We start from the raw sequence: 11,511 nt of genomic DNA, 5'->3' as shown, positions 1-11,511 counted from the left end.
GCCGACCTGTCGCCACAGGTAACACCCACCCGAGCCTCCGTTGCATGTAAACAACGTCCTGACCCGCAACAGCTAGTTCTGCATGCTGGCCTGGACGCCTCCTTAAACAGCGAACGAAACGCGGAGCAAGAAGCCGATCAGTTCGCCTCTGAGTTCCTCATGCCCCGCATCTTGCTGCGTTCACAAGTAGGCAGGGAGCCGTCAATCGCCACAGTTCTCAGACTCAAAGTCAGCCTGGGCGTCTCGGCTATGGCATTGGCCTACGCCCTTCATAAAGCTGGGCTGCTGACGGACTGGTCCTATCGGCAGGCCTGTATCGAGCTAACTAAACGCGGTTATCGATCCGGTGAGCCAGAAGGCATGGACCGCGAAACTTCTCGCGTCTTCAATGTCGTCCTTCCGGCGCTCCACAAGTCCAAGGGCTGGGGCACCGAAGAGATCGCCCAACGTCTCGGCGTTCCAGCGGCTGAAGTGCACGGCTTGACTTTCGGACAAGCCCTCGCAGACGTCACCCTTCGGGAAAGCAACACTCGAGTGCGTGACCGCTCTCGAGCGCATTTGTCACTAGTGCATTGAGAGGCGATTGCCGCGTCGGCAAGCCGTAACCCGTGCAGTCTGCGCCACTGCGTTGCGCACTCGAACGACGCGGTGAGGGTTCCGGTGTGAGCGCTGGAGCCGTTTCCTCGGTGCAGCGGGGGCATGACATTGGTTCTCGAGCCAGGTCTGATTGAGGGCAGACTGTGCTCATGACTCCTGCCCGTCCTGAGCATCCGTCCATGGTCGACCGACTGGTTCATCTGGCTGGCCAGGCCCCGGCCGCGGTCGGCCTGGGCTCCTCACCGGGAGACGGAGACGAGGTGCGTCTGCTGGGGCATGGGGAGAGCTTCGCGGCGTGGTTGCTGGAGGCCGGTGGGCAACGAGTGGTGGTGCGGATCGCCCGGCGTCCGGTGGAGGAGTTGCCGCGGCCGATACGGGAGGAGTTCCACGGGCTGAGCCTGGTGCCCGAGGGCATCGGCCCGCAGGCCCTGGTGCTGGAGGAGTCGGCGGACAACCCCCTGTGTGCTCCGTACATGGTGGTCAGCTTCGTACCCGGCCGCGTCCTCACACCGGGGCAGTGGACTCCGGCTCTGGTCCGGGCCCATGCCCAGCAGATGGCTCGTCTGCATGCCCAGCGATTCGACCGCTGCGGTGAGCTGACCACCCCGGAGGAGGAACGCCGGGAGGCGGTGGACATCGCCGGTCAGTTCGCCGCCGGGCTGGACTGGTGGAACGACAACCACCCGGGAGTGATGGCCGAGCCCGACGTGACACGACTGGCCCGGAAGGTGGGGGCATACCTGCAGGACGCGCAGAAGACCTTCAACCGGTTGGCGTCCTTCGGGCTGATCCATGGGGATCTGTTGTTGCCCAACATCCTCGTCGAGGGGGACACCACGGTGCGGTACATCGATTGGGAGTGGTCGGAGATCGGGGACCCCGCCCAAGACCTCGCTTACCTTGGTGGGCGGATCACGGTGGACCCGTGGCATCTGCCCATGACCCGGGCCCAGACCCGGGATTTGATCGAGGCCTATCTGGCGGCCAGCGAGCACCAGGCGGCCACGGGCACAGTGGAAGAAGTGATGATCCGCTGTGATGCCTGGGAGGTCTACGAACGGTTCCTCACGTCCTTGCATCATCGCAGCCTCTTGGTTGATCGAGGTGATCTGACCGGTCAGGAGCGAGACCTGTACGCCAGTGCCGTCGCTCACGTCACCGGAGAACTCGACGCTCGACTTGAATAGATCCAGGCCAGGCAAGGGACGGGACTGCCGCACGAATAGGTCAGGTCAAACTGTCACCTGAACGTGCGGCAGTCCCCTGCACGACCCGGACTCGTTGGCCCGCGCGCTCGACGGCGTCGACGCGGTCTTCGTCAACTCACCGTCCGCCCCCGACGCCGCCGAGCTCCAGATCCGCTTCCTCGACCTCGCCCAGCGGGCCGGGGTCAGTCACGCGGTGGTCGTCTCGCAGTGCGGCGCGACCCTGGACTCGCTGGTCCGGTTCCTGCGCTGGCATGCCCGGGTCGAGCAGCACCTCCGCACGCTCGACCTCACCGCGACCGTGCTGCGCCCCAACCTGTTCCTCCAGTCCCTGCTGGCCGTCAGCGACGCCCTCGCCCAGGGCGTGCTGGCCGCTCCGATCGGAACCGCGGCCGTCAGCGCCGTGGACACCCGCGACATCGCCGAGGCCGCAGTGGCCGCCCTCACCGACCCCACCGGCCGCGGGGAGACGCACACCCTCACCGGTCCGCGTTCTGTCACCCACGCGGAGATCGCCCGGGCGCTCAGTGAGGCCACCGGTCGCACCATCGCCTTCCACGACGTCACACCCCCGCAGTTCGCGGCCGCGCTGGAGGGTGCCGTTCCGGAGTGGCAGCGGGACGGACTCGTGGAGGACTACGCGCACTACGCCCGCGGCGAGGCCTCCGGGGTCACGGACGCCGTCACCCGGTTGACGGGGCACGCGGCCCGCGATGTGACCGACTTCGCCCGTGACCACGCGACCGCGCTGATCCAGCGCTGACCGCCCCGCCACCGCATCCCGCGGACGTCCCGGAGGAGGACTCATGACCGAGGAGCAGGACGCCGATGTCCTCGTGATCGGCAGCGGCTTCGGCGGTGCTGTCGCAGCCGCCCGCCTCGCCCAGGCGGGTGAGCGCGTCATCGTCCTGGAGCGCGGCAGGCGCTGGAATCCCGGCGACTTCCCCCGCAGCACTCAGCTGACACGGCGCTGGCTGTGGGACGTCGACCAGGGCCTCTACGACATCCGCGGTCTGGGCCGCATGTTCGCCGTCCAGGCCGCCGGGTGGGGCGGCGGCTCCCTCGCGTACGCGAATGTCTTCGCGCGTCCGCCCGATGCCGCCCTGGACGACCGGTGGCCCCGGCACCTGCGGCGGGACGCGCTCGACCCCTACTATGACCTCGCCGCGCACATGCTCGAGGTCTCCCCCGTGGGCGACGACCCGCGGACCGGGCAGCGGCCGCCGCGCACCGCGCTCATCGAGCAGCTCATGGCCGGCAGCGACCGGCCCGGGGGAACGGTGCGGCCCACCCTCGCCGTCACCTTCGGCGACCCCGACACGTGGCGGCCCAACAGGCACGGGGTCCCCCGTCGCGGCTGCAGCTTCGCGGGCGACTGCGTCCTGGGCTGCAACCAGGGTGCCAAGAACTCGCTCGACTGCACCTACCTCGCCGTCGCAGAGGCGCACGGGGCGCGCGGCATCACCGACGCCCAGGCGGTCCGCATCGCCCCCGTCGACGGCGGCTACCTCGTCACGACGCGATCGCCCACCGAGCCTGCCGCCGCACCCCGAACGTGGCGGGGGCGTCGCGTCGTCCTCGCTACGGGTGCGGTCGCCACGACGGAGCTGCTGCGGGCGCGGGACGTCGACCGGACGCTGCCGTCGCTGTCCTCCCAGCTGGGACGTGGCTTCTCCGGCAATGGCGACTTCCTCCTGCTCGCCCGCCTGCGCACGCGCCGGGGCGACATGACGACGGGTCCCACCATCACGACCACGACGGTGCTCGATGTTCCGGAGGGACGCGGCACCGTCTGGTTCCAGGTGCAGGACGGAGCCTTCCCGGTCGTGCTGCACCGGCTCCTCGACTCCGTCCTGCCCGGACGCGCGGTGCGTCGCTGGTGGCGGACGCACGTGTCGCCCCGCGACCCGCAGCGCGAGTTCGCCGTCCTCGCGATGGGACACGACTCGGGGCAGGGCGCGCTGCGGCTCGATCGTTCCGGACGGGCCGTGCTGGCCTGGCGCAATCGGTGGCAGGCCAGCCTCTACACCTCCCAGCGGCGGGTCGGGCCGCTGCTGTCGCGTCAGCTCGACGCGCGCCTGACGCGCCCCGTCACGTGGTCCCTCCTGCGCAGAACCACCACCGTCCACCCGCTGGGCGGGGTGCCCGCGGGGCCCGATGCCGCGACCAGGGTCGTCGACGCGCGCGGCGAGGTCCACGGTCATCCCGGCCTCTTCGTCCTGGACGGCTCCGCATTGCCCTCATCGACGGGGGTGAACCCGTCGGCCACGATCCTCGCCGCCGCCGAGCAGGCGATCGAGTCGATCATCCGCCGCGACGGTCGTCCGGACTGGCGCGCTCCCGAATGGGCGGCGGTGGCCCCCGCACCCGTCCCCGAGGACGCGGCGGCCGCCTTCGCCGCGGACCTGCAGCGGGCCACCAGCGGGGACGGTGTGGGCTTCCGCGAGCGCATGACCCCCGCCGCGGGCACCGGACCGCGGGTGACGATGCGGTTGAACATCGGAGCACCCAGTCTCGACCGTCTCGTGGCCGACCCCGCGCATGCGCTGCGCGTCGAGGGGTCCCTCAACATCGAGGGGGTCGTGGGCGCAGCGGTCGCGGCGGGCTCCCTCTCCCTGTTCCCCGATGACGGGGACGAGGCGATGCGCTACGACCTCGTGTTCCACGACGCCGCGGGATCCCCGTGGCGGCTCACCGGCACGAAGATCCTCACTCGTCGGACGCCGTGGACCGCCCTGCGCGACCTCACTCATCTGACCGCGTTCATCGCACCGGTGGACGGCTCCGTGCCCGCCGCGACGGTGCGCCTGCGGATCGGCGTGCGCGACCTCACCCGGATGGTGACGAGCATCCGCGGCGTCGGCTTCACCCGCACCCGCAGGCTCACAGCGGCGGCGCGCTTCCTCGCCTTCTTCGCAGGAGCGGTGCTCCGACGTCAGCCGGCGGTGTGAGGCCCAACCGAGCCCGGAGAGCCGTGCGCTCCCACCCACGCGGCGATGTCCGCGGCGAGGTGGTCACCGGCCTCCAGGGGGACGAGGTGCCCGGCTCCGGGGAACAGGACGGCATCGACGTCGCCGGGGAGGCGGGCGGCCAGCTCCGCGGCCTGCGTCGACGGGATCCAGGGGTCCGCCTCGCCCCACGCGACCCGGACGGGGCACGACACGGTGCCCAGGGCCTCGGCGATGGGCCGGGTGTGTTCAGGACTCAGCTGCGCGATCTGCCTGTAGAAGGCCGGCTGCCCGTCTTCCGTGCACCACGGGCGGGCGAGCGCGGCCACCAGGTCCGCGGCGAGCGTGCCGTGCGCGGCGCCGGCGATGTACTCGCGCACCAGGGCGGCGTGGAGGTTCCCCGGCAGCGCGGCGAACGCCTCCTCGTGCTGGGCGACAAGGCGGAAGAACGGGGACCCCCACGGGTCGAGGGTCACGATGTCGAGCAGGTAGAGCGATGCCATCCGCGCGCCCTCGACGAGGTGCGCCCCCAGCGCGACAGCCCCGCCGATGTCGTGGGCGATGACGTGCGGGGCCTCGGTGCCCCAGTGGGCGAGCAGGGCTGCGAGGCGACGGCTCTGCGTCGGCAGGTCGACGTCCGCGGGATCCGGACCGATGGAGGCGCCGTACCCTGGCATGTCGTAGAGGAGCACGCGGTGGTCCGCAGCGAGGTGATGGGCGACCTGGGCCCAGACCGCCGCCGACCACGGGGTGCCGTGGCAGAGCACGACATCGCCCACCGGCCGCCGGTCGCGCGGCTCCAGCACGTACGTCGCGATGCGCGCGTCGTCGAGAACGATCCAATGGGGCGCGGGGAGATCGTGTCGATGGGGCATGGTGATGACGCTAGGAGTTCAGGTCGACCTGAAGTCAAGATGCCATGATGGGTGGGATGAGGAGGTGGGTCGCATGAGGATCGGAATCGCGGCGGACGAATTGGGGACGGCCACCCACGTGCTGCGGCACTGGGAGGACGAGGGCGTCGTCGTGCCGGACCGGACACCTGCGGGTCACCGCGACTACACGGACGAGCACCTGCGCCGGTTGCGCATCGTCCAGGCGTGCCGGCGCGTGGGCCTGAGTCTGCAGGAGATCCGCCTGGTCCTGCACCGCGACGAGGCCGGACGGGACGAGGTGATCACCGGGCATCTGCGGCAGATCCGGCGGCGCAGACAGGAGCTCGATGCCATCGAGACCTTCCTGTCGCACGTCCTCACGTGCGAGCACGACCTCATTAGCCGGTGCGGGAGCTGCTCGGCGTATGCCGAGGACTCGCGGACGACGGACCCCGCCACCGTCGCGCACGGAGCCTGAGGACGTCATGGACGTGGACGAGCCTGCGGCGGTATCCGGTCTCGCTGCTGTGGCCCAGACGCTGGGTGTCACGGTCGAGCGTCGGTTGGGCGGTCGGTCTAGGGCGTGTCTCCTAACCGTTTCTGCCAGAGGGTGATGGCTCGCAGGACTGCTCCGCCGCGGTAGGTGAGAGCGAGTTTGTCGTAGCGGGTGGCGAGCCCGCGCCACTGCTTGTCTTCGTTGAAGCCGCGTTCGACGACGTTGCGGCCCTTGTAGTCCTCGGCGTCGTAGCTGACCGGCCTGCCACCGCGGGAGCCCCGGCGCAGGCGGTGGCCTTGTTGGTCTGCGGGCTCGGGGATGACTGCGACGATCCCGCGGTCCCGCAGATGGGTGCGGATCGCGCGCGACGAGTACGCCTTGTCGCCGCGGACCCGGTCCGGCCTCGAGCGCGGTCTGCCCGGGCCGCGCCGGGCGACTCTGAGGTGATCCATGAGCACCGGGAACATGGGCGCGTCACCGGCCTGCCCGGGGCCGACCAGCACGACCAGCGGCAGCCCGCGCCCGTCGACGAGGTGATGGATCTTGGTGCTCAAACCGCCCCGTGACCGGCCAATCGCATGATCAGGAGGCTCGTCGCGCAGATTCTTGTAACTCGACAGAACCCCCCGTGTCGCGCGGGAGGTTCGTCGCGTGCTGATGCGCGCGGTTGATCGTGGAGTCCACGCTCACGGCCCAGTCGATCTCACCGGCAGCGTCCCCCTCGGCGAGGATCTCCGCATAGATCTCATCCCACGTGCCGTCACCGCTGAACCGGCGATGCCGCTTCCACGCGGTCTGCCACGGCCCGAACTCCGCCGGCAGGTCCCGCCACGGAGACCCCGTCCGATACCGCCACACGATCGCCTCCACGACCCGGCGATGGTCCTGGAACGGCCGGCCGCCCTTGCGGGAGGCGACCGGCATCAACGGCTCGATCCGAGCCCAAGCAGCATCCGAGAGAACACGAGTACGCGACACGCGTCAAGCCTGCCGTCAACCAACCCGCAAGGTTAGGAGACACGCCCTAGGTGGAGAGGCGCACCCCGTACTGCGGCAGAAGTGCCTACATCGTCAACCTGTGGACGTGCGCTGCAGGGGGACAGTGCCTATCGGGTGGTCCTGTGGGCGTAGGTGGCGAAGACGTCGGCGAACTCGGCGAGGGCGCGCCTGGCGTTCTCGTCGTCTCGTGCCGAGAGCCAGGAGCTTGTGATGCCCGAGAGCGCGGCGAGGATCATCTCGGCCAGCAGCGCCACGGGGATGGCGTACTCGATGTCGGCGCGTGCGGCGAAGCGTTCGAGGTGTTCGGTGACGCGCCGGTGGTAGGCGCGTTGCTCCCACTCGGGCAGCTCGCGCAGTTCGGGGTCGCGCAGGGCGAGGGTCGTCAGCTCGGTGAGTACGATCTGCGCCGCAGGGTCGGCCTCGACGGTGCGCCAGTAGGCGTCCAAGAGGGCGTGGATGCTGGCGCGGACCTCGCCGGTGGGGTCGATCTGTGCCCAGGCGTGGTCGAGGTCGACGTTGATGTCGGCTGAAAGCAGTTCCGCGTAGAGCTCTCGCTTGGATCGGAAGCAGTAGTGGAACGCCCCGTGCGGCATGTCCGCCTCGGCGCAGATCGCCCTGGTCGATGCCGCCTTCACCCCGTCGCGCTTCATCACCCGTAGCGCGGCTTGGGCGAGGAGCTGACGGCGCTCGTCTGCGCGCATGTGCGTGCGCGTCTCGGTGGGCTCCTCTGTCTCCATGGCCCCACTCTACCGAACCTTGGCCAAACGACTTGGCCATTTGACTTGGCCATTTGACTTGGCCATTTGACTTGGCCATATGGCCAAGATAGTTTGAGGTGTCCGCCGAAGGAGAGGAGCCCTTGATGTCCGCGCCCGTACCTGTTCCCCAGCGCGCCGGCGCCCGCCAGTGGGCCGCGCTTGCGGCCCTGACCGTGCCGGTGCTGCTGATGAGCATCGATTTGACCGTGCTCGCGGTCGCGATCCCCGAGCTGAGCGAAGACCTCGCCCCGACCGGCACGCAGTTGCTGTGGATCGTGGACATCTACGGGTTCTTCCTCGCCGCACTGCTCGTGCTCATGGGCAACATCGGCGACCGGATCGGCAGGCGCAGACTCCTGCTGATCGGTGCGGTCGCGTTCGGGGCGGCCTCGATGCTGGCCGCGTTCGCCTGGTCACCCGAGGTGCTGATCGCCGCCCGCGCCCTGCTCGGCATCGGCGGAGCGACCTTGATGCCCTCCACGCTGGCCTTGATCCGCAACATCTTCACCGACCCCGCCCAGCGGCGTCGTGCGGTCTCGGTCTGGGTCGCGGCGTTCGCCGGTGGTGCGGGCCTGGGCCCGGTGGTCGGCGGGTTCCTGCTGGAGCACTTCTGGTGGGGATCGGTGTTCCTCATCAACGTGCCGGTGATGATCGCCCTGCTGATCGCGGCCCCGCCGCTCGTGCCCGAGTTCCGCAACCCCGCCCCCGGACGGTTCGACCTGCTCTCCGCCGGCCTGCTGATGGCCGCGATGCTCACCGGCGTCTACGGCCTCAAAGACGCCGCCGAACACGGATGGGGCATCACTCCCGCCCTCTGGGTCACGGCAAGTCTCGCGCTGGCGGTGGTGTTCGTGCTCCGGCAACGCCGCCTGTCCGATCCGCTCATCGGCATCGCCCTGTTCCGGTCGCTGCCGTTCAGCACCGCGGTGATCGCGAACGTCGCCGGGGTGTTCGCGCTCACCGCGCTGCTGTACTACCTGCCCCAGTACCTCCAGCTCGTCCTCGGCCACTCGCCCCTGACCGCCGGACTCTGGGCGCTGCCGATCGCGGCCGGTGCGATCCTCGGGTCGCTGATCGCAGCGACCCTGGCCCGCGTGATCGGGGCCGGGTGGCTCATCGGCGGCGGCCTCATCCTCGCCGCCGGCGGATACCTCACGCTCACCGCCCTCGGCCTGGACGGCATCGCCTGGATCGCCTTCACCGGCGGAGCGCTCGTCGGGGCCGGCATCGGGATCGCCGACACCCTCTCCAACGACGTCATCGTCGGCACCGCCCCACCCGAGAAGGCCGGAGCCGCAGCCGGCATCAGCGAGACCGCCTACGAGCTCGGCGGCGCGCTCGGCACCGCGACCCTCGGAGCCCTCGGCACCAGCATCTACCGCACCCAGGTCACCGACGCCCTCCCCGCCGACACCCCACCCGACATCGCCGACGCGGTGACCGAAACCCTCGGCGCTGCGGTCGCCACCGCCCAACAACTACCCGAGAACCGCGCCGCAATGCTGCTCGACCTCGTCCGCCCCGCCTTCACCGACGCGATGACCACCGCCTTCACCACCGCAGCCATCGTCCTCGCCACCATCGGCACCCTCGCCGCAACCGCACTGGCGAGACACCACACGCCCACGACCGGTACCGAGGCACCGGATGAGGCCACCCGATCCGACCTCTGAGCGGATACCATTGACTATCGACCATGCCGAAGAGGGGGGTCATCTCCAGGTTGCGTCCTCTCCTATGCGCATGGTCGCCTCGCGCGGTTCAGGCAAGGCGCCAAGGCAGAATGGAGGCATGTCTGCGAGCGCGCCCATCACGACCTCGGTGAGCTCGCGTGACGGCACCCGGATCGGGGTGATGAAGTTCGGCAGAACGCCTCAAGCGGCCCCTGCTCCCACCCTGGTGTTCCTCCCGGCGCTCGGGGTTCCTCTCGGGTACTACTCCGGCATGCTCGAGCACTGGTCGCACACAGGGCGGCACATCGTCGCCGTCGAACAGCGCGGAATGCCCCTCACTCCCACCTCGGGAATCCGGCACCAGCGGTTCGGCTACTCCACGATCGTCCGCGACGACCTGCCCGCCGTCATCGACTCCCTGCTGCCCGACTCTCACAACTACATGCTTGTGGGGCACAGCCTTGGCGGGCAACTGGCCCTCCTCGCCACCGCTGCAGGCACCGTCACCCCCGAAGCGGTCGTCGCGATCGCCAGCGGCACGAGCTCACCCACGGCCAAGAGCACCAGGCTCGGCCACGTCTCACGGCGCGGACAAGTGGCGTTCATCCGCGCAGTCACGGCCGCCCTGGGCTTCTGGCCCGGTCACCGGCTCGGCTTCGGTGGTCGTCAACCTCGCAGCCTCATGCGCGACTGGTGCTACGAGGGCGTCTACGGCCGATACCGACTCGACGGTGACGACACCAAGTACGAGTCTGCGCTGCGCGGGATCAGGCAACCGGTACTTCTGCTCAGCCTCGAAGGCGACCCCATTGTCAAGTCCCGGGTTTCGTTGAGGGTGTGCGGGTGATGGTTGCTCAGGCCGCGGTGGCGGTCTGAGGGGCGTGCTGACGGACCCGGTGGTCCGTCTCGATCTCGGTGGGGGTGCGGTGGTCGAGCTTGCCGTGGAGGCGGTCGGTATTGAACCAGTGGACCCAGTCGGCGGTGGCCGGCTCGACGTCCTCGATGCCGTTCCAGGGCCCATCGAGAAAGATCAGTTCGTGCTTGTAGAGTGAGTTCAGTGCCTCGGCCATCGCGTTATCGTACGAATCTCCCTTCGAGCCGACAGAAGCGACAAATTCGGCTTCCTCCAGCGCCTGCGAGTATTTGATGGCGCGGTATTGAACTCCGCGGTCGCTATGATGTATCAATCCACTCACGTCTTGGCCAGCTTTCCGACGGTTCCAGAATCCCATGTTAAGCGCGTCGAGGGCCAGATCGGTATAGAGCCGCGTCGAGGTTTGCCAGCCGACGATCATTCGTGAGAACACGTCGAGCACGAAGGCGACGTATACCCATCCCGACCTGGTGGGCACATAGGTGATGTCCGCTACCCATAGCTGATTCGGGGCGGTCGCGGTGAATTCCCGCTGGACGAGGTCCAAGGGGCGGCCGGTCTCCGGGGCCGGCTTCGTGGTGCGCGGGTACTTGCCCCGTACGGTGCCGCGGATGCCGAGGGAACGGCACAGTCGCTCGACTCTGCCCTTGCCGACCGCGATGCCCTCGCGGACGAGCTGCGCATGAATCTATCGGATCCCGTAGACCCGCATTCGTGGATGAAAATGAATGCGCATAATCTCCTTCGATAATTCGGTATCACGAACACTGCGAGCCGAGGGAGGTCGGCTGCGGGCCGCATAGTAGGTCTGCGGGGCGATCTTCACATCGAGCTCTTTGGTGAGAACTCGGCAGATCGGTTCGATCCCCCACGTGTCTTTTTGTTCGTCGATGTAGGCGACGATCACTTCTGTGGGCGGTCGAACTCCTCCGCGAAAAAAGCCGTCGCGGACTTCAGGATCGGCGGATTCAAGCGGTCAGCGCAACATCTCCTGTGAGATGGGACAGTCACTGATCACAGGAGGATCCGGATGCAGGGCAAGCACGGTCATCTCAGCCGGGAGCAGAAGCAGCTGGCGCTCAGGTT

11 protein-coding genes and 1 other annotated feature are annotated in these 11,511 nt (G+C 68.9%); of the genes, 7 read left to right on the top strand and 4 right to left on the bottom strand.

Features of this window, described 5'->3' with window-relative positions; translation table 11 throughout:
• The 4 genes from GWK18_RS12495 to GWK18_RS12480 form a co-directional block, all read left to right on the top strand.
• The coding region (locus tag GWK18_RS12495) for an ImmA/IrrE family metallo-endopeptidase (protein ID WP_166835621.1) at positions 1-576 on the top strand (576 nt) is incomplete at its 5' end.
• 170 nt (positions 577-746) lie between these two features.
• Positions 747-1,784: a phosphotransferase gene (locus tag GWK18_RS12490; RefSeq protein WP_166835619.1), complete on the top strand. Its 1,038-nt coding sequence runs from the start codon at positions 747-749 to the stop codon at positions 1,782-1,784.
• A gap of 76 nt (positions 1,785-1,860) precedes the next feature.
• Entirely contained in the window at positions 1,861-2,565 is a 705-nt protein-coding gene (locus GWK18_RS12485; protein WP_166835625.1) for an NAD(P)H-binding protein, read from the top strand.
• A 43-nt stretch (positions 2,566-2,608) separates the two neighbouring features.
• A complete protein-coding gene (locus tag GWK18_RS12480; protein WP_166835617.1) occupies positions 2,609-4,753 on the top strand; it encodes a GMC oxidoreductase in 2,145 nt (714 codons plus the stop codon).
• Here GWK18_RS12480 and GWK18_RS12475 read toward each other — a convergent pair.
• Positions 4,738-5,625 (bottom strand): alpha/beta hydrolase, encoded by an 888-nt coding sequence (locus GWK18_RS12475; RefSeq protein ID WP_166835615.1) that lies wholly within the window; start codon positions 5,623-5,625, stop codon positions 4,738-4,740. The genes GWK18_RS12480 and GWK18_RS12475 overlap by 16 nt on opposite strands.
• Positions 5,626-5,698: 73 nt before the next feature.
• Between GWK18_RS12475 and GWK18_RS12470 the strand changes: the two genes are divergently transcribed.
• Positions 5,699-6,103: a MerR family transcriptional regulator gene (locus tag GWK18_RS12470; protein WP_166835613.1), complete on the top strand. Its 405-nt coding sequence runs from the start codon at positions 5,699-5,701 to the stop codon at positions 6,101-6,103.
• 98 nt (positions 6,104-6,201) lie between these two features.
• On the opposite strand, the gene GWK18_RS12465 is transcribed toward GWK18_RS12470, so the two are convergent.
• Together GWK18_RS12465 and GWK18_RS12460 are read right to left on the bottom strand one after the other, a co-directional pair.
• A protein-coding gene (locus GWK18_RS12465) for an IS5 family transposase (RefSeq protein WP_348535953.1) occupies positions 6,202-7,099 on the bottom strand; the annotation gives its coding sequence in 2 pieces (ribosomal slippage) (positions 6,202-6,762 and positions 6,764-7,099; 897 coding nt in all).
• A gap of 128 nt (positions 7,100-7,227) precedes the next feature.
• A complete protein-coding gene (locus tag GWK18_RS12460; protein WP_166835609.1) occupies positions 7,228-7,857 on the bottom strand; it encodes a TetR family transcriptional regulator in 630 nt (209 codons plus the stop codon).
• Between the two features lie 125 nt (positions 7,858-7,982).
• On the opposite strand from GWK18_RS12460, the gene GWK18_RS12455 reads away from it, so the two are divergent.
• Together GWK18_RS12455 and GWK18_RS12450 are read left to right on the top strand one after the other, a co-directional pair.
• A complete protein-coding gene (locus GWK18_RS12455) occupies positions 7,983-9,551 on the top strand; it encodes an MFS transporter (RefSeq protein WP_166835607.1) in 1,569 nt (522 codons plus the stop codon).
• A 118-nt stretch (positions 9,552-9,669) separates the two neighbouring features.
• On the top strand, positions 9,670-10,398 hold the full coding sequence (locus tag GWK18_RS12450) for an alpha/beta fold hydrolase (protein WP_166835605.1): 729 nt from the start codon (positions 9,670-9,672) through the stop codon (positions 10,396-10,398).
• Between the two features lie 7 nt (positions 10,399-10,405).
• Here GWK18_RS12450 and GWK18_RS12445 read toward each other — a convergent pair whose 3' ends face one another.
• Positions 10,406-11,113 carry an IS3 family transposase gene (locus GWK18_RS12445; protein WP_166835623.1) on the bottom strand — a complete coding sequence of 236 codons (708 nt, stop codon included), beginning with the start codon at positions 11,111-11,113 and terminating at the stop codon, positions 10,406-10,408.
• Between the two features lie 123 nt (positions 11,114-11,236).
• Positions 11,237-11,368 (bottom strand) — a sequence feature (AL1L pseudoknot).
• Positions 11,369-11,511 lie beyond the last annotated feature (143 nt).

This window comes from Kocuria sp. JC486, assembly GCF_011602805.1.
In the GTDB taxonomy this organism is placed as follows: domain Bacteria; phylum Actinomycetota; class Actinomycetes; order Actinomycetales; family Micrococcaceae; genus Kocuria; species Kocuria soli.
Note: the sequence above shows the minus strand (reverse complement) of the source record. Positions and strands in the feature narration are given on the sequence as shown.